Raw genomic sequence first — 21,479 nt, forward strand, 5'->3', positions numbered from 1 at the left:
TTTGCTTTATAACGTATTTTCAAAAACATCTTCTTTACCTAGCCTTCTGTTTATCGGCAAGTGGGTGATGTTCATTGACTAAACGATAAAGTCCTTCTTCCAACACATGTGTGTAAATCTGAGTAGTTGCAATATCAGAGTGACCTAACAAATGTTGAACAGCACGCAAATCAGCGCCATTTTGCAAAAGATGACTAGCAAAAGCATGACGCAAAATATGAGGAGAAAAACCACCACTTTTTATGCCTGCTCTTCTGGCGAGATTTTTCAACTCCCGTGCAACAACCTGACGAGCAATATATCCCGTCTTTGAATGCGCAGGAAAAAGATAAAGACTTTCAGCATATTTTCCTTGATCACGCAAGTTTAACCACTGTGGAAGAACTTGACATGCTTTTTTTGATAACAGCACTATCCGTTCTTTTTTTCCCTTACCTCGAACCATAATAGTGTAATCTTTCCCGCGGATAGCCTGCACCGGAAGGCTCACCAACTCACTGATACGGAGCCCTGTTGCATAAAGCATTTCAATCAACAGCTGCAAACGCAACGCACGAAAGTGAGCTTTGGACCCATAATCTTCTTGCTTGACTTCCAACTGCGCTAAATCGAGCAATTTTGTCACCATATCCTCACTGATAACTTTAGGCAAAGAACGTCCTAAACGCGGGGCATCAATATTATGAGATGGATCATCTCCTCTCAATCCTTCAGCATAAAGAAACTGATAAAACTGACGTAAAGTTGATAAACGACGTGCTTGCGAAGACACTGCAAAACCAAGCTTATGCATAAGCGATAAAAGACTAATTAAATCTTTTTTTTGTGCTGAAAAAAGCGAAACAGAGTGCGAATACAGTTCGTCTTGTGCCCATTGCAAATCATGTTGATAAGCAGCAAGCGTATGCTCACAAGCCCCTCGCTCAGCACTCATCATCTCAAGAAAATGATCTATCACAGCATTACTTTTCATTTCATTGATTCGCTTTTGAAGAAAAGTTCCATGAATCCAAAGGGACATCGACATACATATCCACAGTTGTTGGTTCAACCCAAACTACGAGAGCAACCATTATACTGAAAAGAACGGCAAGCAAAAAGCAAAGAATCATCAAAAATCTAGTCAACGTTGGCATAAGACAATACCATCCCAAAATACTTTATCGCTTATTATGCCTTATAAAGATTAACAGGAATTGACTTTAAAGCGGATAAATGTCGAAATAAAATTATGAAAAGTAATCGACCACAATATATTCCGATAACACAAATAAAAAATCAACTTTTATCATCTCTTGATAAACGAGCACTTGTACTTGTTGGTCTTATGGGTGCAGGCAAATCAGTTATCGGAAAACGTATTGCCACCATGCTCTGTTTGCCTTTCTATGATTCTGATCAGGAAATTGAAAAAGCTGCACAAATGACTATCACTGAACTCTTTAACGTTTATGGTGAACAGGAATTTCGGGCTCTTGAACAACGTGTTATTCTAAATCTCATTAAAAACAGACCTCTTGTTTTAGCAACAGGTGGTGGTGCCTACATAAACGAAGATATCCAACGAGCTATTCATAAAAATGGTATATCCATATGGCTTAAAGTCGATCTTGATATCCTCATGCAACGTGTCTCAAAGCGTCCAACACGACCACTTCTTCAAACAAAAAATCCTAAAGAAACTATGCAAAAACTTATGGAACAGCGCTATCCTATCTATGCAAAAGCAAACTTAACAATTAACAGTCATAAGGAAAGCCGCCAAACCGTAGCACAAAATGTTATACAGTCTGTACAACACTACCTCGATACAGAAAATAAGGATAGGAATAACCAGCATGCAAACCAAAACCGTCACGGTTAAAGTAAACAAACACTGTTACGATATCATTATTGGTCCGAGTCTGGTTACAAAAGCTGCTTTACAGATTAAACATTCTCTTCACAGAAAAGATTTTCATCAAATGCGTTTGGCAATTGTTACAGATACGAATGTTGCATCTATCCATTTAGAGACATTACAAGCAGAACTTACAAAAAATAAAATTTATACTGTTCCAATTATTATCGAAGCAGGAGAACAATCAAAATCATTTTCAACCCTGCAAACTGTCATTGATAAAATTCTTGCTGCACGTCTAGAAAGAGGCGATTGCGTTATTGCTTTTGGGGGTGGTGTCATTGGCGATTTAGGAGGGTTTGCCGCCAGTATTATACGCCGTGGAATGAACTTTATTCAGATGCCCACAACACTGCTTGCACAAATTGACTCCTCTGTTGGTGGAAAAACAGGCATCAACAGCCAATATGGTAAAAATCTTATTGGTACTTTTTATCAACCACAATGCGTCATTACTGACACTTGCCTTCTTGACACACTACCACCACGTGAATTTCGCGCTGGTTACGCGGAAATGATCAAATATGGTCTCATTAACCAGCCAGATTTTTTTGAATGGCTAGAAAAAAACGGACAAAAAGTTTTTTCCAATGGTCCAACACGAATACAAGCCATTGTCCGCTCATGCCAATTCAAAGCTGACATTGTAGCACGCGATGAATACGAAACCGGAGAGCGCGCACTCTTAAATCTTGGTCATACATTTGGACACATGCTTGAAACAGCAACCGCCTATGACCCAAACCGTTTAATCCACGGCGAAGCCATAGCGATTGGAATGATTCTAGCATACCAATTCTCTGCTCAACTCAATTTAATAAACCCAACACTCACACAACGCATTGAAACACACCTTAAAGCTATGGGATTGCCTACGCAGCTAAAGGATATACCGGGTAAATTACCAAATGCTGAAACACTGATGACTTTCATTGCCCAAGATAAAAAAGTTTCGCAAAATGATTTAACCTTCATCTTAACACGCGGGCTTGGTCAATCATTTATTGCAAAAAATGTTCCACCAGAAGCAATTTTAACTTTTCTAAAACAAAAATTAGCGGAAATTAGTTAATTCATATTGAATATAATTGATTCGTTTTTATACTTCTATTAAAAGAGTAAGTATGATGATGTCTGCGTAGCTCAGTAGGATAGAGCACAGGATTCCTAAAAAAATTGGGCGCCTTAAGGAGAAATCCTCAAAGTGGATCTGCTCAAATTCGGGGAAAGCTTCATAGGAGACGAAGACTATATGCCAATCCCGAGCCAAACCTCTCCCGAAAAAGGGGAGGAAGGTGTAGAGACTGAACGGGCAGCACCTAAAAGGCATACGCTTTACGGTGAAGAGACAGTCCAGACCACAAACAGCTTATAAAGCTGGCGGTGAAAATCGAAGTGGTATGAATCCTGGGGCCGCAGGTTCGAATCCTGCCGTAGACACCATCGTATCAGTTAAATTATTCTTTCTGTGCAGTGAGGAAGCATTATGAGAAAAACTTTACACATTTTAGGATTTTTCGCCGCTTTAAATTTATCACTCTTCAACTCAAGCAATGCCTTCGCTAGTTCTTTAATCATTGAGGTTCCAGATGATCCAGAACCAACAACTCAGACCATTGCCTATGAGTGTAAAGCCGGAACCAATAAAAAACGTGTTGAAGCGATTTATCTAAATGCTGACAATATTTCATTGGTTGATTTCAAATGGAACAGTGATCGCGTTATCGCCAGTAAGATCATTTCTAATACGGGAACAAAATATGCAGGCATTCAGTATATATGGTGGAAGAAAAATAACGAAGTCACGCTTTATGATCTTGTGCATGATCCAGAAGAAAAAAAACCTATCTTCTGTACAGATGAATCAACTTTATTATTCTAAACAACTCGGGAAATATTATGAAAAAACAACTTTTTATTATACGATTTTTCGTCGCTTTAGGTCTATCATTCTTCGGTTCAATCAATACTTTTGCGAGTTCTTTAATCATTGAGATTCCAGATGATTCTGAGCTAACAACTCAGACCATTGCCTATCAATGCGATATGGAAGCAGGTAAAGAGCGTGTTGAAGCAACCTATTACACTGCTGGCACTATTGCGCTTGTTGATTTCAAATGGAAAGATAAGCGCATCATTGGTTCCAATGTAATTGCTGCTTCTGGAGCAAAATATGTAGGAGACGCATATATTTGGTGGACAACTAAAAACGAAGTCATACTTTATGATCTCATTAATGATCCTAAAGAAGAAAAACCCATCCGCTGTGTAGAAGAAAAAAGCACAGAATAAAATAAGGCTGTTCCACTTCAAAAACCGCACTGGCTTTCATCACATGATATTTCTTCTGTTGCGGAGAGTTTTTCTTGTGTCCGACGCAATAAGAAAGCCAGCGGTTTTTCTACTTGATCTTCTGAGTAATGATGTCGATAAACCGCTGCCTGTGAAAGCAACATAGAAGCTACTGGTGTTGTCAGAAACAAAAAAAACATCAGCAATATTTCATGAAAAACAAAACAGTGATCTACAAGAGTTGAATAAAGAAACGAAGCAATGAGAATGCTGCCTCCCCCCCAACTTATAGCCACTGAAAGCATATGCAAACGCTCATAAAAACTAGAAAAGCGCACCAAACCTATCGTTCCAATCAGTGTCAATCCTGATCCTAATATTAAGAAAACAGTGATAACAAGAGCAACTGTAAGCGATATCTCATCCTTCATTCAATAATTTCTCCGCGCATTAAAAATTTTGCCAAAGCAATACTTGAGATAGGACCTAAAAGCCCAATAATAAGAGCTACTACAAAATAGATGGTTGTTTCTGAACGGATATCGAATGTAAGAAACAAAAAAATAGTGATTATATAAAGAGCATCCAACCCCACAACACGATCCTGCGCCCGAGGACCACGAATCAACCGAAACAGTGCGAAGATCATGGCCAGACTTAAAAAAAACTGCGAAAGGAAAATCCCCCAATAAAGGATCACCATACTCATAAGAAAATCTCCAAAAGTAATTGCTCATACCGTTGTTTGATCAACTTTTGGTAATCATATCCGTTTTTTAAATTTAAGACATGAAGCAAAAGTTCACCATTTTTTCTATTATAGGCAATCCAAAAAGTTCCTGGAGTTACCGAAAGGATGCAAGCTAAAAGAGCCAAAGCAGTATAGTTTTTAAGTGAAAGAGATACTACTATAAAACCTGATTGTTGTTCTCGAGATTTTTTTGTTAAAATAAACCAAGCCACAGCAATATTTGAAATTATAGAATCAATAAAAACACGAAAAATTAGACGAAAGACTGCACTCCAACTTTTAATGATGATCTTTTCCAGTTCAAGAAGCCGCATCATACAACTACCAAATAAAGCAATTATAATACCTAAAAGCAATTGACCTAAACTAAAACCATTTAAGATCAGCCACATAAAAACAATTATTGCACTGAAAAAAGGAAAAAGACAAAAATATTTCATCGATTCATCTCCCTATTTTTGAGAGAAAAATCATCTAAAACGCTTCCAATATAGTTCCGTGGTTCATACAAAGTCTTAGCAGTTTCAGACATATAATGACTAACAGGACCGGCTATAATTGTTATAAGAAAACACAAAGTAAGGAGAACAGCAATAGGTGCAAATTCGATCACCTGCACACGCGGAATTGTGTATTCATGAGATACCCAAAAAGTTCGAATACCCGTTCGTGTTAGAGAAATCAAAGCTGCAAAACCAGAGATGGTAACAAAAATCACAAAAAGCCAATCATAATAAACCGGTAAAGAAGCAGTAAAATCTTCTTTATTGTGGTTTAAGATTGCCATAAACATCATAAATTTAGCAACAAAACCGGAAAAAGGTGGTAGACCAATAATCAAAATGGCACAGATACCAAAACAGGCTCCAAGAATTGCCAAAGTTACCGGCAAATAAGTACCAACTTCATCCTCTTCCTCTTCTTCATCGTCACCATAGACTTCCATTGTAACAGTTAAAACATTGGTAGCCACATCTTGACAGCGTTCAATCAACTCTACTAGAAGAAAAAAAGCACCAAATGCTAAAGTCGAAGAAACAATATAAAAAAGTGCACCTGCTGTAAGTGCTGTATTGCCGATCCCTATGGTTGCCAACAAAGTACCTGAAGAGACAAGAATGCTATAAGCTGCCAAACGCACTAAAACTTGGCTCGCCAAGACCCCAATAAAACCAAAAGCCACAGTGGCAAGTCCGCCATAAAATAAAACTGTTTGGCCAAAATGGCTAAAATATTCACTTTCAGGTCCAAACCATAACAATGTCAGACGTAAAACAATATAAATACCCACCTTGCTTAAAAGTGCAAAAGAAGCTCCAACGGGCGCTGCTGCGGCACTATAAGTCGGCATCAACCAAAAATTAAGTGGCCACATACCCACTTTGAGTAAAAAGGCAATCCCCAAAAGCACCACACCTATTTCAAATAAAACAATATCGGCAGAGGCTATATGCTTCATTTTTACAGCCAAATCGGCCATATTAAGAGTACCAACGATACCATAAATAAGTGCTGTACCAACTAAAAAAAACAATGAAGCAATAAGATTAACGACGACATAATGCAATCCTGCACGTACACGTAATTGACCAGAACCATGCAACACAAGTCCATAAGAAGCCGTTAACATAACTTCAAAAAACACAAATAAATTAAACAAATCACCTGTCAAAAAAGCGCCGTTTATTCCAACCATGAAAAATTGCATTAGTGACTGAAAGTGAGGTCCAGCTTTATACCAATGAGCCTGCGCAAAAATCAACGCAGCAGTGATCACCAAGCTGGAAAGTAAAAGCATCATAGAACTTAAACGATCAAGAACCAACACAATTCCAAAAGGAGAAGGCCAATTGCCAAGCCGATAAACATCCGCAGCCGGTGCAACTTCAAGAGCATGGATAATCAATAAAACAGCAATAATAACCAATAATCCAGCAGAAGAAATGCTGATCAACGATTTAAGTTTTGAACGGCGTTCATCATAGAAAAGGAGAAGTGCTCCAGTAATTAAAGGTAAAAGGATAGGTAAAATAAGGAGATGATTTACTCCAATTTTCATCACTGCACCTCACGTCCATCAACGTGATCTGAACCCGTTAAACCACGTGAAACCAGAAGAATAACTAAAAATAAAGCTGTTGTTGCAAAACCAATAACAATTGCAGTTAAAACCAAGGCTTGTGGGAGAGGATCGACATAATTAGCTGGATTAATAACAGTGGTAGAATCAACAATTGGTGCAACATTACTACGTGGTCTACTCATTGAAAACATAAAAAGATTGACACCATAAGAAATCAAAGACAAACCAAGAATGACTTGAAAAGTTCGTGGACGTAAAACAAGCCAAATTCCTGATCCAACAAGAATACCAATGCCTAAAGAAAGAATAATTTCCATTAATTTTTCTTCTCTTTCAAAAAAGGTTTCTTACCGATTCGATAACTACGAATTGACTGGTGTGCAAGAGCAATTAAAATGAGAACTGTTGCTCCCAACACAAGAGAAAACACACCAAAATCAAACAAAAAAACAGATGATACAGGAATGTTTCCAATCAACGGAAGATGCGTATCTTGAAAAAAAGAAGTTAAGAAAGGATACCCAAAGAGCAAGGCCCCTATTCCCGTTAAGACTGACAACAACAAGCCAAAACCCATCCAACGTAAAGGCAAAACCTTCAAATGATTCTCCACCCAACGAATATCACGGGCAAGATATTGCAAAATAAAGCCTATCGCTAAAGTCATACCACCGACAAATCCACCTCCTGGGAGATTATGCCCCCGCGTAAATAGATAAACTGAAAAAGCAATAATAATGGGAAAGAGCCACCCCATAATAACAGCAGGAATAGTGAGATAATTGAACACTGCATCCCCCACATTTCCATCAGACTGTGCCATATCAAAAGCTTTCTGAATACGTTGTTGTTGTTGAAAAGGCGCATTAATACTTTCAGGAGCAGGACGAAACCGTCGCAAAAGTGCAAAAACAGTGAGAGAAACAACACCAAAAACGACAATTTCTCCCATAGTATCAAAACCACGAAAATCAACCAACAACACATTTACAACATTACGACCACCAGCATTCGAATAAGCATTCGTCAGAAAAAAATCAGAAACTGTCTGACCTTGTGGGCGTGTCATCACCGCAAATGATAGCCACGCTACACCAGCACCTCCTACAAGAGCTATGATGAAATCACGCATACGACGCAACCGTACAAAAAAACGAACAGGGGTTGGAACAGGATTATATAAACGCTTAGGCAACCACCGCAAACCAAGCAATAACAAAACAACAGTCACAACTTCAACAACCAATTGTGTTATTGCCAAGTCAGGCGCAGAAAGCCATAAAAAGGTTGCACAAGTCATCAGCCCAGCTCCCCCCAACAGCATAAGTGACGCAAGACGATGAAATTTTGCTTGCCAAGCAACTAAAAGCGCGCACAATCCCCCAACCAACCAAAGAGCAAAAAAAGGAAGATCAAGTGGAAAAAGTGGTAACGAACCTGCTGAAATGAAACCATCACACCAAAGCAAAAAAGCAACAAATGCAAAACACAGCAAGAAAATCCAGTGTAACTGTATCTGCAAACGGCGTGTTGACAAAGCAGATTCTACCGCACGCGCCCATTTCCAAGAAATAATCACGAGAATGCGTTCAAAAATACGGGGTCCGTTTAAATGACGAAAAAAAGGCACTCCATCATCACAGGATAAAAAATAACGATACCCGACAGCATAAAGCAATGCACCTCCTAACAAAGCTATAAGACTCATCATTAATGGAGTATTAAACCCATGCCAAACAGCCAAACTATAAGGAATTGTCATTGGCCCTAAAACAGAGACAACAGCATTATCTAAAATAGGTCCGATTGTTAAATGAGGCATAATACCAACCGCTAAACAAATAAATACCAAAAGTTCCATTGGTAGACGCATAAAATGCGGTGGTTCATGTGGAGTTTTTGATAAATTTACAGGCTTTGGTCCTAAAAAGACACCATGAATAAAACGTATAGAATAGGTAACACTAAAGAGGCTAGCGAGCGTTGCAACATAAGGTGCAATCCAATCGAGCCATGATTCCATATGTTTTTCAACAGCTTCAGCAAAAAACATTTCTTTTGATAAAAAACCATTCAGCAAAGGAACTCCAGCCATTGCTGCGCTCGCTACCAGAGCGAGAGTTGCCGTAATAGGCATAGAACGATAAAGGCCTGTCAGCTTACGCATATCACGCGTCCCTGTTTCGTGATCAATAATACCAGCGGCCATAAATAAAGAAGCTTTAAAAGTAGCATGATTAGCCATATGAAAGATCGCTGCAACACATGCCAATGGACTCCCAAGACTTAAAAGCGTTGTAATCAATCCAAGATGACTAATAGTTGAATAAGCAAGAAGGCCTTTCAAATCTTGCTGAAACATGGAAAAATAGGCGCCAAGCAGCAGTGTCGAGAGTCCTGAAAATCCAACCAACCAAAACCAAGATTCTGTCCCCGATAAAACTGGCCATAAACGAACAAGCAAAAACAACCCAGCTTTCACCATTGTTGCCGAATGCAAATAAGACGACACAGGTGTTGGAGCAGCCATTGCGTGAGGCAACCAAAAGTGAAACGGAAACTGTGCACTTTTCGTTAATGCTCCCAATAAAATACAAATAAGAACAGGACTATAAAGAGAGCTTGACTGAATTAGATCTCGAGATTGCAGCACTTTATCCAAATCAAAACTGCCAATGATATATCCTATCAATAATACCCCAACAAAAAGGACAAAACCACCAAAACCTGTGATTGTTAAAGCCATACGTGCACCATCACGCGCACTTGCATTATGGTACCAATAACCAATCAACAAAAAGGAAAAAATACTGGTGAGCTCCCAGAAAACTACCAAAAAAATGAGATTACCTGATAAGACTATTCCTGTCATTGATCCCATAAAAGCTAAAAAAAAGGAAAAAAATCGTGGTACAGAATCTGCCGGATCCATATAATACCGTGCATAGACGACAACAAGCAGCCCAATTCCTGTAATGAGTAAGCAAAAAAGCCATGCCAACCCGTCCATACGAAGGACCAAATCACTCCCCCATTCAGGAAGCCAAGAAACACCTAAACGCACCACACGGTTTGAGCAAACCGCTGGATAAAGTATTATTGTAAAAAGAAGGCTGAAAAGTGCTATGCCTCCAGCAAACCACGCTTCATTATTTTTTGCTGTCGAACGAAAAAAACCAATAACAGCACTGCCACCAAAGGGAAGCAAAACCAGCAATATTAACATTGCTTCCCGTATTGTCATTTTCCAAGCTCCATCTTGCCTTTAACATTTTGTCGATGACAAAATGAAAATTTGCATTATCACCTCCCCATCTAGCATTTACGATAATAAGTTTAATAAAACTTAAAAGCATGTAAAATTTCTACAAAACAACCGTTAGATGAAAAAACTGCTCAAAATATAAAGTGCCTTAAAGATTTTTTATCTTCTATCTCTTAAAAAAGCGAGAAAGACACTGCTTACGAGGTCCATAATAAGGCTGATAGCTATTGTCATTTTTATTGTAAGAACGATAACGTACACGACAAGAATCAAGATGTTGTTTGAACATCCATGGTTCTTTTTCCTCCAGAGAAGAAATTAAAAGCATTCTTTTTTGCGAAGCTGATCTTGCTTTTAATGGCATGTGCTTTGCGTTTAGATGTGGAAATGCAACGAATGCAGTTTCAGGATACCACCAATCATCATTATATTTACGATAACCACTTCGATAATGGCGATAACCTTTGAAACCATTAAGTTCCCTACGCCCTGTAATAATCAAAGGAACTGTATCCTCTTGAACAGAAGATAAGTAAGATGCCCTCACCTCAGGATCACTTTTTTGCGCAGAAACAATGATATTGGTTACCATTATGAAAATACCTCCGATAAGTGCAATAATCAAAGCATAATAAAAACTCTTCATTATAGGCATAATACAAATCTCACAACAACAGAACCACAATTGGATTACAGAGAGTCTTTTTCTCATAAAATGATACACAGATTTTCTTTTACGATTCTTTTTCGCTTGAGACATTCTGCTACTCCATGTACTAAACGTTGATCTCAAGAATAAGATCCTTCAAAAAGTAGATAAACAATGATTAAAACTCCCTATTATCTTATCGATAAATCTAAACTCATAAGGAATATGGAAATCATCGCTCGTTTACGAGAAATGTCGGGAGCAAAAATATTACTTGCTTTGAAATGCTTTGCCACATGGAGTGTTTTTGATTTAATGTCCAAATATATGGACGGAACAACCTCATCTTCTCTTTATGAACTCCGTTTAGGAAAAGAAAAATTTGGCAAAGAAACCCATGCCTATTCAGTAGCTTGGGCAGATCATGAAATTGATGAAGCCTGTAGTTACGCAGATAAAATTATCTTTAACTCCATTCAACAACTTCAACGTTTTGCCAATACGACAAAAACCATCCAACGGGGTTTAAGGTTAAATCCAGGAATCAGCGCATCAAACTTTGATCTTGCCAACCCATCTCGCCCTTTTAGCCGCTTAGGTGAAACCAATCAAAAGGCTATTAAAGAAGTTTTGCCCCTTATAAACGGCTTAATGATTCATAATAATTGTGAAAATACCGATTTTAATCTTTTTGACCAAATGCTGAGGCATATAGAAGAAAGATTTGCAGAACTTTTTGCTGCGGTTGATTGGATAAGCCTTGGAGGTGGAATTCATTTTACGGCTGAAAATTATCCTCTAGAGACTTTTGCAGAACGCTTAAAACATTTTTCAAAAACCTATGGCGTCACCATTTTTCTAGAACCAGGAGAAGCCGCCATCACCAAAAGCACGACACTAGAAGTAAGTGTGCTTGATACATTATATAATGAAAAAAAACTTGCCATAGTTGATAGTTCAATAGAAGCCCATATGCTTGATCTTTTAATCTATCGTGAAAATGCCAAACTAGAACAAAATCATGGTCCCCATGAAATTATGGTTTGTGGAAAATCTTGTCTTGCTGGTGATATTTTTGGAACCTTTCAGTTCCCTGAACCTCTCAAAATAGGTGATAGATTATCTTTTCAGGATGCTGCAGGTTATACAATGGTTAAAAAGAACTGGTTTAATGGCGTTACAATGCCAGCCATTGTCATTAAAGAGTGTAGCGGAGCTCTAACAATTCAACGTCAATTTAGTTATAATGATTATCAACAAAGCCTTTCATAATTCAAATCTACAAAAAACCATCACGCGGCAATATTAATGAAGGAGATAACCTAAAAATGAAGAAAAATGTTCTCATTATTGGTGCTGGAGGTGTTGCACAAGTTGTTGCGCATAAATGCGCCCAAAACAACGATATTCTTGGTGAAATTCATATCGCTTCACGGACAATCAAGAAATGTGAAGCAATTGTTGCATCCATTAAAAATAAAAAAGCAATGAAAATAGAAGGTGTTCTCAAAAGCCACACACTCAATGCAATGGATGGAGCAGAAACTGTAAAACTCATCCAAAAAACCAAATGCGAAATTGTTATTAATGTTGGTTCTTCTTTTCTCAATATGTCTGTTCTCTCAGCCTGTATCGAAACTAAGTGCGCTTATATCGATACTGCAATTCATGAAGATCCTTTGAAAATTTGTGAAACACCTCCTTGGTATAACAATTATGAATGGCCTCGACGTCAAGAATGTAAAAAAGCTGGTATAACTGCCATTTTAGGTGCAGGTTTTGATCCAGGCGTCGTGAATGCTTATGCAGCGTTAGCGAAAAATGATTATTTCGACAAAATCACAGATATTGATATCATTGATATTAATGCCGGAAACCATGGACGTTGGTTTGCCACCAACTTTGATCCAGAAATTAACTTTCGCGAATTTACAGGACAAGTATGGTCATGGCAAAATAAAAAATGGACTTCCAATCAAATGTTTGAAGTTAGCCATGAATGGGATCTCCCCGTTGTTGGAAAACAAAAAGTCTATATGACAGGACATGATGAGATTCATTCATTATCTAAAAATCTTGATGTGCAAAATATCCGCTTCTGGATGGGGTTTAGTGAACGTTATATCACTGTTTTTACTGTTTTGAAAAATCTGGGGCTTTTATCCGAACAACCGATTAAAACGGCAGAGGGGCAGGAAATTGTTCCTTTAAAAGTCGTAAAAGCCGTTTTACCCAATCCCTCTTCTTTAGCGCCAGATTATATAGGAAAAACCTGTATTGGAGACCTCATTAGAGGCGAAAAAGATGGAAAACCAAGAGAAGTGTTTATCTATAATATAGCTGATCATAAACAAGCTTTTAATGAAACCGGTGCACAAGCTATTTCCTATACAGCCGGTGTACCAGCAGCAGCAACTGCCCTTCTTATTGCCACTGGCGAATGGGACGTTAAAACCATGGCCAACATAGAAGAACTACCACCGTATCCTTTTCTCAAATATCTCGGTTATATGGGACTCCCTACCTTTATAAAAGAACACCAAGAAGAGAGAAAATTACAATTTTAAATTCATTCTTTATAGAGCAACGAAAAATATAGAAAACCGCTCCTAAAAACAGAGCGGTTTTTTAGAAAATAGATAGGATATTGATTTATAGAGATAATTTAATAATTTTTCAATTCGAATAAGAGATCCGAATATCGTAAGATTCTCTCCTCTCAAACCCTTTCATCGTTACACACTCAAAATCATTCCCTTGAATTTCACAAGCAGAGGCGGAGTGAGAGTAAAAACCACTTAAAAGATTAAAAATGCCCCTTATGAACCGTCTTAATGCAAGTGTTATCTCAACGTTTTGAGCTGGCAAAGAGAATGACGATGCCGGCTTACGCTTTCATAAGCGTAAAAAGGGTGGTGCCCAATGGATTTCCCAATTATATACTTCACAGACGCCGTCATGATTGTAAAAGGGTCTTAAGTGTATTGATGGAGATGTCTTTTTAAAATAAATGCGTAAATGAGCAACAGAATGGAGCTCTGTTTTGCGTTGAAGGGTATCACCCTATTAAAGAACGTGAGACACAAAAGCGTGAGGCAATGCGCACTCTCCATTATTTTAAAATATCATTGCTATTCAATGTTTTTGAAAATCGTAAAGCCGAATTAAAGGATAATAATAAGACTGGGAGCTGGTTTCTACTTTACCAACTTCATATTCCCCCCAAATAAAATTGTTTCCCCGTTTCAGAGATTATAAAAACGGATATATGCAATGTTCTCACTCCAATCTAGCGTACAAAAGCTGCAACAGCAGAAAAAACACTAAACTGCCTTAATCTTTATCTCAAACATACTGCCGTGCTAGATTTAGATGTTGATTTATAGTTAACAGAAAAAGCACAGACTTTACTAAAAAACAACTTTATAAAACCACTAATAGACCAGCCACAAATTGGAGAAATATCCCGGCTTTTTATAAAACATTTTGCAAAACAACAAGCATAACACAACTGGCTTTGCGTCTTCCTATCTTTACAAGTGCTCGTACAAATCCTTGGCGTCATACTTGTAAAAACAGATTGACAGCGCTATATAGACATTTCCTATTGAGAATATGAAAGGTAAGGTGTGATGCTACAATAAAATTTCGTGTACTTTTATCATTAGAAGCTCAAAAAAATTGGAACAGGCGCGCCTGCTTTCTCGCAATGATTTCTTTTTTCTGGAATCGGGGGTGGTTTTATTGCAGCAAATTGCAGGGTAAAATATTACAACATATCAACTCGCAAAAACAAAAAGCATTCTTAATGCTTCTTCAAGAAGTATCACATAAATTCTTAAAAATCTTTTCTCATTCTATGCAGTTCACTTTCTAACAATTGAAACAAAGATTAAGAACCATATAAAAGAAAAAAATTTTTTATCAACTCGCAGAAATACACGTTTGGAACCTTTGATTTTGTTAAATAAGCCCTCGATAAAATGGCAATCTCTACAAAAATATCATTATTGCACCACAGTATTTTCTTAGTTGAGGAAAGCAGAAAAACAGGGATGTTGTTTTTTCTTCACTCATTTTCTTTGTGCTTTGAAACATAATTTTTAGCAGCAATAATTTTTATACTTTGATCTCCTTCAAAAAACTGAGCTTGAGATATTTAGATAATATCATTCCAATCACCAGAGTAAGAAGAAAATGTAAAGCTTAGCCCAAACCATTCACCACAGTATGAAGCTTCTAAGCCCAATTTTGGCTTGCTTTTTGCCAATATTTTTCTTTCATGATGATCTTAGAATATTATAACGCAGGGTAAGTTTGAGCAAGGATCGTATCAATCCCTACAAAGTTAACCATCATAATCCACCACAATGCCTTTTGCGAACACTTTCAAAACCGAAATGTAAGGTCCTTTTCAAACAACGAGAACTCATAACTTTTGAAAAATGACACTATCTCTTACCTGAGGAGAAAAGGAAATATTCATCCTTGAGGGTACATTTTTAAAACAGAATAAACACCTTCAAAAAAACACACTTGGGAAAATTTTTGCCCTCATGCAAATATTAGAAGTTTACCTTAAATGCCAACTCTTTACCGATTCTCACTCTTAAATTTAGGAGTTTCCTGTAGTAATGTGCCTTTTTTCACAAATGGAATGCTACCAACCCTCCACTCCCACTTTCAAGTTTTAACAAAAATTCATAGAAGCTAGATATGAAGAGGTTTAGCAAATGTCGCCAACGCTGCTTCGCGTACTGCCTCTGATAAGGTAGGATGCGCATGGCAACAACGTCCCAGATCTTCTGATGAACCACCAAATTCCATTAAAACTGCAATTTCGTGGATCATTTCACCAGCACCAAACCCAAGAATATGTCCGCCCAAAATCCGATCTGTCTTTTTATCAGCAAGAATTTTAACCAATCCATCACTCTTTTGCATGGCACGCGCACGACCATTGGCCATCAAAGGAAATTTTCCGACATTATAATCAATACCGGCTGCTTTAAGTTCTTCTTCTGTCTTGCCTACACTGGCAATCTCCGGCTGTGTGTAAACAACACTAGGAATAACATCAAAATTAACATGTCCTTTTTGACCCGCCAAAATTTCTGCAACAGCAACACCTTCTTCTTCTGCCTTATGGGCCAACATTGGTCCTTTAACAACATCACCAATCGCATAAATTCCTGGAATATTTGTCTGCCAATGCGCATCGATTGCAATAAACCCTCGTTCATCCAACTGAACGCCTACCTCTTCCAAACCAAGTCCTTCTGTATATGGAGAACGTCCAGTAGCAATAAGCACCACATCAGCTTCTAGAGTTTCAGAAGTTCCACCCTTAACAGCCTCAAAAGTTACTTGAGCAGCTGAACCAGATTGCGTAATAGCTGTTACCTTTTTACCAGTTTTACATTCAATTCCTTGTTTTTCCATCAATTTTTGGAATTGCCGTGAAATTTCATCATCCATTGATCCTAAAACTTTATTAAGATATTCAATAATGGTAACTTTAGCTCCTAAACGGCTCCAAACCGAACTAAGTTCTGAACCAATAACACCAGCGCCCACAACAACCATACGTGTTGGAACTTTTTCAAGAGCAAGTGCTCCTGTAGAGGATACAATAATCTTTTCATCAATTTCAACATTCACACCCGGAATGCCTGAACTCTCTGAACCAGTAGCAATAACAATATTCTTTGTTTCAATCGTTTGTTTGTTACCATCCCTTGCAACGACTTCCACATGACCTGAACTTAAAATTCTGGCTGTACCCAAAAAAGTGTCAATTTTATTCTTTTTCATTAAAAAAGAAACACCACTTGTATTTGCAGTAACAACAGCTTTTTTATGCATCATCATTTGTTCAAGGTTAAGCTTAGATTTTTCAATAGAAATACCAAGTGTTTCAAACCCATGTTGTGTTTCAGCAAATACTTCTGAAGCATGCAACAACGCTTTAGAAGGAATACAGCCAACATTGAGACATGTGCCACCTAGTGTCATGCGTTTTTCAATAATCACAGTTTTAAGCCCCAACTGTGCTGCTTTGATTGCTGCTACATAGCCACCTGGACCTGCTCCGATCACAACCACATCATAAGACATCTGTTTTTCCTTTCATCCTGAAAACTGTACTTTTACAAATCAAGAACAAGCCGTTCAGGATCTTCTAAACTTTCCTTAACACGCACAAGAAAAGTCACAGCCTCTTGTCCATCTACAATACGGTGATCATACGAAAGCGCCAAATACATCATGGGGCGAATTACTATTTGTCCGCCAACAACCATTGCTCGTTCTCTAATCGCATGCATTCCCAAAATACCGGACTGTGGTGCATTCAAAATTGGCGTCGACATTAACGAACCATAAACACCCCCATTGGTAATGGTAAAAGTTCCACCTTGCATATCAGAAACCGCTAATTTTCCATCACGAGCAAGATGCCCCAAAAGACCAATTTGCTTTTCAATCTCTGCCAACGACATCTGATCTGCATTACGCACCACCGGAACGACAAGCCCTTTATTCGTTCCAACAGCAATTCCAACATTGACATAATTTTTATAAACAATATCCGTTCCATCAATTTCTGCATTAACAGCAGGAAGTTCTTTTAATGCATGACAAACAGCCTTAGTAAAAAATCCCATAAAGCCGAGTTTAACACCATGTTTCTTTTCAAAAAGATCCTTATAACGCTTGCGCAAATCCATCACAGTCGACATATCAACCTCATTAAATGTGGTTAACATTGCTGCTGTATTTTGTGCATCTTTAAGACGGCGCGCAATTGTTTGACGCAATTTTGTCATACGAACCCGCTCTTCATGCATTTCTTGAACGGGAGCAGCCGAAGAGGGAGCTGTAGAAGAAGATGGTGCTTTTATTCCTTGTTCTAAGACACCAAGAACATCTTCTTTGAGGACTTGTCCGCGTTTTCCAGAACCTGAAATATCGCTTTTTGCAATATTATTTTCAGCCATCAATTTTGCTGCTGAAGGAGATGGAGGCATTGTATTTTTTGGCATTACATCACTGGAAGAAGACTGCTTCAATACAGATGGCGCTTCTGGAATAGGCGTAGCAGAAGGTGAAAATGATTGCGAAACACCAGCTGCTCCAGCTTCCACTAATCCTAACACAGCTTTCACTTCAACCGTATCACCTTCTTTTGCGATGATTTCAGATAATTTTCCCGCAACAGGTGAAGGAACCTCAACGGTTACCTTATCAGTTTCTAATTCAACCAAGAGTTCATCCACAGCCACAGCTTCACCAAGCTTTTTAAACCACTTACCAACTGTCGCCTCAGTAACTGATTCGCCTAAAGTAGGAACACGGATTTCAGTAGTCATAATATTTTTCCATACATCAGAGTAATTAAATTAAGCACCTAACGCGTCTTCAAGAAACGCGGCAAGCTGTTCAACATGTTGTACCATCAATCCAGTAGCTGGTGAAGCACTTGCAGAACGTCCAGCATAACGTGCACGTGAATATTGGGCATTAATATGCGTCAAAACCCATTCCAAATAAGGCTCAATAAACGACCACGCTCCCATGTTTTTTGGCTCTTCTTGGCACCAAATAACCTCTGCTTGTAAGAAGCGAGACAATACTTCCACCAAAGCTTTGGCTGGAAAAGGATAAAGCTGTTCAACGCGCAATAAATACACATCATCAATTCTCCTCTTTTCACGCTCTTCATAAAGGTCGTAATAAACCTTTCCTGTACAAAGAACAATGCGGCGAATTTTGTTATCTTTTTGCAATTTAACCACAGAATTTTTGAGAACTTCTGCATCATCAAGCAATAAACGATGAAAACATGTCTCTGGTCCCATTTCATTGAGGAAAGAAATCGCCCGTTTATGACGTAAAAGCGATTTTGGTGTCATCAAAATTAATGGCTTACGAAAATCACGCTTAATCTGTCGACGCAAAATATGAAAATAATTTGCGGGGGTCGTACAATTAGCAACCTGCATATTATCTTCCGCACAAAGTTGCAGAAAACGTTCCAAACGTGCCGAAGAATGCTCCGGTCCTTGTCCTTCAAAACCATGAGGTAACAAACAAACAAGACCAGACATACGAAGCCACTTGCGCTCTGCAGATGAAATAAATTGGTCAAAAATGACCTGTGCACCATTAGAAAAATCACCAAATTGTGCTTCCCAAAGCGTTAATCCCCGTGGTTCAGCAAGAGAATATCCGTATTCGAAACCAAGAACAGCTTCTTCAGAAAGCATAGAATTGACCACTTCATAAAGCGCCTGCCCTTTTTGTAAATTATTTAAAGGGATATAACGCGCTTCATTTTCTTGGTCGTAAAGAACTGAATGACGTTGTGAAAAAGTTCCACGTTCTACATCCTCACCAGAAAGACGAACTGGTGATCCTTCTAAGCAGAGCGAACCAAAAGCCAATGCTTCAGCCGTTGCCCAATCCACTCCTTCACCAGTTTCAAAAATTTTAGCACGATTGTTTAAAAAACGTTGAATTGTTTTATGAACATGAAAATCTGCTGGTATTTTGACGAGTTTTTCACCAATTTCCTTTAAAGTTTTTAAATCAACCCACGTCGTACCATTATGTTGCTCATCAACATTATTGGAAGCTTTAAGACCCGTCCAGCTACCATCAAGCCAATCAGCTTTATTTGGCTTATAAGAAATACTTGCTTCAAGTTCAACTTCAAGTTTATCACGCCATAATTTCTTTTGTTGTTCAATCTCTTCTGCAGTAACCACCCCTTCTGCTATCAACTGATCACCATAAAGCTGAAGAGTCGTTTTGTGATTACGGATAGCCTTATACATAAGCGGCTGTGTAAAAGAAGGCTCATCACCTTCATTGTGCCCATAACGACGATAACAGAACATATCAATTACCACCGGTTTATGGAAAGTTTGACGAAACTCTGTCGCTACTTTTGCAACAAAGATGACTGCTTCAGGATCATCACCATTAACATGAAAAATCGGTGCATCAATCATTTTTGCGACATCTGATGGATAAGGTGAAGAACGTGAAAAGCGTGGACTTGTTGTAAAACCAATCTGATTATTGATAATGAAATGAAGTGAACCCGCAACGCGATAACCTTTTAGACCAGAAAGACCAAAAGTTTCTTGAATAACACCTTGTCCTGCAAAAGCAGCATCACCATGAATAAGCAACGGCAAAACCTTTGAACGTTCACTTAATGGCAGTATATCAGTGCGTGTAGGTCCAAAAAGTTGATCTTGTTTAGCACGCGCCTTTCCAATAACAACAGGATCAACAATCTCAAGATGAGATGGATTAGCCAAAAGCGATAAATGAACTTTTTTACCATCAAATTCAAGATCAGCTGAAGTTCCCAAATGATATTTGACATCACCCGATCCCTCTACATCATCGGGCTTATAAGATCCTCCTTTAAATTCATGAAAAATAGCCCTATGTGGTTTTGCAAGAACTTGAGAAAGAACGTTTAAACGACCACGATGGGCCATTCCTAAAACAACTTCTTGCACACCCAAAAAACTACCGCATTTAATAATTTCCTCAAGAGCAGGAATCAGCGCTTCACCACCATCAATCCCAAAACGCTTTGTTCCTTTATATTTGGTATCTAAAAACTGCTCGAATCCTTCCGCTTCAATAAGTTTATTAAGAATCTCTTTCTTATCTTTTTGTGTAAAAGCAATGTGATTATTTGGCCCTTCAATACGCTTTTGAAGCCATGCCTTTTGAACAGGATCAGAAATATGCATATACTCTATACCAATTGTTGAACAATAAGTACGATTGAGGATCTCAAGCATCTGTGGAATCGTTGCGTATTCTAATCCTAAAACATTATCAATAAAAATTGGACGCTCATAATCAGCAGGAGTAAAACCGTAAGCTTCTGGAGAAAGTTCTTTATAATCTTCAATTTTTTCTGCCAACTGAAGAGGATCGAGTCGTGCACGAAGATGCCCTCGTGTTCGAAAAGCGCGAATCATCATAAGCGCATGAATAGAATCACGCGTTGCTCGAATAATATCTTGTTCGCTAGAGATTTTTCCTTTTTGCACAGCACCAGCTGCTGCTTTTTCTTTTAATTTATCACCAACATGCTTCTCAAGAACAAACCAATCACCATCGAGAGCAGAAACTAACTCATCATTTGCCTTTAATGGCCAATGATCATGTTGCCACGTTGCACCTTTAGCATTTTTGAGAACATCTTCTTTTTTATCCTGAAGGTTTTCAAAAAAAATACGCCACTGTGAATCTACACTGGTCGGATCTTTTTCATATTCGGCATAAAGTTGATCTATATAATCGGCATTTCCACCATACAGAAACGACGTTTGCGCAAAAAGACTATTTATTTCGTCCTGCCTTGCCATCTATCTCTCCGGAAAATCTATTCCGTCTCCTTATATTCTTTTGCAACCTTTAAATGCTTATAAAGCAAATGAGGATTAGAAAATATAAAAAAGTTCTACCTTTTTTATATTCAATACTTCATCTGAAAATGTTTGCTTA

The 21,479-nt window shown here is 38.2% G+C and carries 18 protein-coding genes; 7 read left to right on the top strand and 11 right to left on the bottom strand.

Annotated elements, in window-relative coordinates; all coding sequences use genetic code 11:
* Nucleotides 1-34: 34 nt before the first annotated feature.
* Nucleotides 35-973, bottom strand: a complete 939-nt coding sequence (locus tag O9A_RS01265; protein ID WP_034458005.1) for a site-specific tyrosine recombinase XerD — start codon at nt 971-973, stop codon at nt 35-37.
* A gap of 258 nt (nt 974-1,231) precedes the next feature.
* Here O9A_RS01265 and O9A_RS01270 point away from each other — a divergent pair, with 258 nt between their 5' ends.
* From O9A_RS01270 to O9A_RS01285, 5 genes are all read left to right on the top strand, one after another.
* Nucleotides 1,232-1,864: a shikimate kinase gene (locus O9A_RS01270; protein ID WP_034458007.1), complete on the top strand. Its 633-nt coding sequence runs from the start codon at nt 1,232-1,234 to the stop codon at nt 1,862-1,864.
* Entirely contained in the window at nt 1,839-2,972 is a 1,134-nt protein-coding gene (gene aroB / locus O9A_RS01275) for a 3-dehydroquinate synthase (protein ID WP_034458009.1), read from the top strand. Before O9A_RS01270 ends, aroB begins: the two co-directional genes overlap by 26 nt.
* 268 nt (nt 2,973-3,240) lie before the next feature.
* Complete coding sequence (locus O9A_RS07920; protein WP_154656359.1) at nt 3,241-3,390, top strand: hypothetical protein; 150 nt, start codon at nt 3,241-3,243, stop codon at nt 3,388-3,390.
* A complete protein-coding gene (locus tag O9A_RS01280; protein WP_034458012.1) occupies nt 3,387-3,782 on the top strand; it encodes an MliC family protein in 396 nt (131 codons plus the stop codon). The genes O9A_RS07920 and O9A_RS01280 overlap by 4 nt, the downstream gene beginning before the upstream one ends.
* A 17-nt stretch (nt 3,783-3,799) precedes the next feature.
* A complete protein-coding gene (locus O9A_RS01285; RefSeq protein WP_034458014.1) occupies nt 3,800-4,192 on the top strand; it encodes an MliC family protein in 393 nt (130 codons plus the stop codon).
* Between the two features lie 17 nt (nt 4,193-4,209).
* On the opposite strand, the gene mnhG is transcribed toward O9A_RS01285, so the two are convergent.
* The 7 genes from mnhG to O9A_RS01320 form a co-directional block, all read right to left on the bottom strand.
* Complete coding sequence (mnhG, locus tag O9A_RS01290; RefSeq protein ID WP_034458017.1) at nt 4,210-4,623, bottom strand: monovalent cation/H(+) antiporter subunit G; 414 nt, start codon at nt 4,621-4,623, stop codon at nt 4,210-4,212.
* Nucleotides 4,620-4,901: a K+/H+ antiporter subunit F gene (locus O9A_RS01295; RefSeq protein WP_034458020.1), complete on the bottom strand. Its 282-nt coding sequence runs from the start codon at nt 4,899-4,901 to the stop codon at nt 4,620-4,622. The genes mnhG and O9A_RS01295 overlap by 4 nt, the downstream gene beginning before the upstream one ends.
* On the bottom strand, nt 4,898-5,383 hold the full coding sequence (locus O9A_RS01300; RefSeq protein WP_034458022.1) for a Na+/H+ antiporter subunit E: 486 nt from the start codon (nt 5,381-5,383) through the stop codon (nt 4,898-4,900). The genes O9A_RS01295 and O9A_RS01300 overlap by 4 nt, the downstream gene beginning before the upstream one ends.
* Nucleotides 5,380-7,002: a monovalent cation/H+ antiporter subunit D gene (locus tag O9A_RS01305; RefSeq protein WP_034458025.1), complete on the bottom strand. Its 1,623-nt coding sequence runs from the start codon at nt 7,000-7,002 to the stop codon at nt 5,380-5,382. Before O9A_RS01305 ends, O9A_RS01300 begins: the two co-directional genes overlap by 4 nt.
* Complete coding sequence (locus O9A_RS01310; RefSeq protein WP_034458027.1) at nt 7,002-7,343, bottom strand: Na+/H+ antiporter subunit C; 342 nt, start codon at nt 7,341-7,343, stop codon at nt 7,002-7,004. Before O9A_RS01310 ends, O9A_RS01305 begins: the two co-directional genes overlap by 1 nt.
* Nucleotides 7,343-10,270, bottom strand: a complete 2,928-nt coding sequence (locus O9A_RS01315; RefSeq protein ID WP_034458029.1) for a monovalent cation/H+ antiporter subunit A — start codon at nt 10,268-10,270, stop codon at nt 7,343-7,345. Before O9A_RS01315 ends, O9A_RS01310 begins: the two co-directional genes overlap by 1 nt.
* Nucleotides 10,271-10,457: 187 nt before the next feature.
* On the bottom strand, nt 10,458-10,946 hold the full coding sequence (locus tag O9A_RS01320) for a BA14K family protein (RefSeq protein WP_034460155.1): 489 nt from the start codon (nt 10,944-10,946) through the stop codon (nt 10,458-10,460).
* A gap of 168 nt (nt 10,947-11,114) precedes the next feature.
* On the opposite strand from O9A_RS01320, the gene O9A_RS01325 reads away from it, so the two are divergent.
* Both O9A_RS01325 and O9A_RS01330 read left to right on the top strand, forming a co-directional pair.
* Complete coding sequence (locus O9A_RS01325; protein WP_034458031.1) at nt 11,115-12,212, top strand: carboxynorspermidine decarboxylase; 1,098 nt, start codon at nt 11,115-11,117, stop codon at nt 12,210-12,212.
* 56 nt (nt 12,213-12,268) lie between these two features.
* Complete coding sequence (locus O9A_RS01330) at nt 12,269-13,507, top strand: saccharopine dehydrogenase family protein (protein WP_034458033.1); 1,239 nt, start codon at nt 12,269-12,271, stop codon at nt 13,505-13,507.
* A 2,143-nt stretch (nt 13,508-15,650) separates the two neighbouring features.
* On the opposite strand, the gene lpdA is transcribed toward O9A_RS01330, so the two are convergent.
* From lpdA to O9A_RS01345, 3 genes are read right to left on the bottom strand one after another with little or no spacing between them, the layout of a single operon-like run.
* Complete coding sequence (gene lpdA / locus O9A_RS01335) at nt 15,651-17,057, bottom strand: dihydrolipoyl dehydrogenase (protein ID WP_034458035.1); 1,407 nt, start codon at nt 17,055-17,057, stop codon at nt 15,651-15,653.
* A gap of 32 nt (nt 17,058-17,089) precedes the next feature.
* Nucleotides 17,090-18,310 (bottom strand): 2-oxoglutarate dehydrogenase complex dihydrolipoyllysine-residue succinyltransferase, encoded by a 1,221-nt coding sequence (gene odhB / locus O9A_RS01340; protein ID WP_034458038.1) that lies wholly within the window; start codon nt 18,308-18,310, stop codon nt 17,090-17,092.
* Nucleotides 18,311-18,340: 30 nt separating this feature from the next.
* Nucleotides 18,341-21,340: a 2-oxoglutarate dehydrogenase E1 component gene (locus O9A_RS01345; RefSeq protein ID WP_034458040.1), complete on the bottom strand. Its 3,000-nt coding sequence runs from the start codon at nt 21,338-21,340 to the stop codon at nt 18,341-18,343.
* Between the last annotated feature and the right edge of the window lie 139 nt (nt 21,341-21,479).

The sequence above is a fragment of the Bartonella koehlerae C-29 genome (genome assembly GCF_000706625.1).
Taxonomy (GTDB): domain Bacteria; phylum Pseudomonadota; class Alphaproteobacteria; order Rhizobiales; family Rhizobiaceae; genus Bartonella; species Bartonella koehlerae.

Excerpts from the sequence above, each read along its gene's own strand:
- O9A_RS01270 (WP_034458007.1), top strand. The coding sequence starts at position 1,232 with ATGAAAAGTAATCGACCACAATATATTCCGATAACACAAATAAAAAAT.
- O9A_RS01305 (WP_034458025.1), bottom strand. The coding sequence starts at position 7,002 with ATGAAAATTGGAGTAAATCATCTCCTTATTTTACCTATCCTTTTACCT.
- aroB (WP_034458009.1), top strand. The coding sequence starts at position 1,839 with ATGCAAACCAAAACCGTCACGGTTAAAGTAAACAAACACTGTTACGAT.
- mnhG (WP_034458017.1), bottom strand. The coding sequence starts at position 4,623 with ATGAAGGATGAGATATCGCTTACAGTTGCTCTTGTTATCACTGTTTTC.
- O9A_RS01325 (WP_034458031.1), top strand. The coding sequence starts at position 11,115 with ATGATTAAAACTCCCTATTATCTTATCGATAAATCTAAACTCATAAGG.
- odhB (WP_034458038.1), bottom strand. The coding sequence starts at position 18,310 with ATGACTACTGAAATCCGTGTTCCTACTTTAGGCGAATCAGTTACTGAG.
- lpdA (WP_034458035.1), bottom strand. The coding sequence starts at position 17,057 with ATGTCTTATGATGTGGTTGTGATCGGAGCAGGTCCAGGTGGCTATGTA.
- O9A_RS01265 (WP_034458005.1), bottom strand. The coding sequence starts at position 973 with ATGAAAAGTAATGCTGTGATAGATCATTTTCTTGAGATGATGAGTGCT.
- O9A_RS01315 (WP_034458029.1), bottom strand. The coding sequence starts at position 10,270 with ATGACAATACGGGAAGCAATGTTAATATTGCTGGTTTTGCTTCCCTTT.
- O9A_RS01280 (WP_034458012.1), top strand. The coding sequence starts at position 3,387 with ATGAGAAAAACTTTACACATTTTAGGATTTTTCGCCGCTTTAAATTTA.
- O9A_RS01320 (WP_034460155.1), bottom strand. The coding sequence starts at position 10,946 with ATGCCTATAATGAAGAGTTTTTATTATGCTTTGATTATTGCACTTATC.
- O9A_RS01285 (WP_034458014.1), top strand. The coding sequence starts at position 3,800 with ATGAAAAAACAACTTTTTATTATACGATTTTTCGTCGCTTTAGGTCTA.
- O9A_RS01310 (WP_034458027.1), bottom strand. The coding sequence starts at position 7,343 with ATGGAAATTATTCTTTCTTTAGGCATTGGTATTCTTGTTGGATCAGGA.
- O9A_RS01300 (WP_034458022.1), bottom strand. The coding sequence starts at position 5,383 with ATGAAATATTTTTGTCTTTTTCCTTTTTTCAGTGCAATAATTGTTTTT.
- O9A_RS01330 (WP_034458033.1), top strand. The coding sequence starts at position 12,269 with ATGAAGAAAAATGTTCTCATTATTGGTGCTGGAGGTGTTGCACAAGTT.
- O9A_RS01295 (WP_034458020.1), bottom strand. The coding sequence starts at position 4,901 with ATGAGTATGGTGATCCTTTATTGGGGGATTTTCCTTTCGCAGTTTTTT.
- O9A_RS01345 (WP_034458040.1), bottom strand. The coding sequence starts at position 21,340 with ATGGCAAGGCAGGACGAAATAAATAGTCTTTTTGCGCAAACGTCGTTT.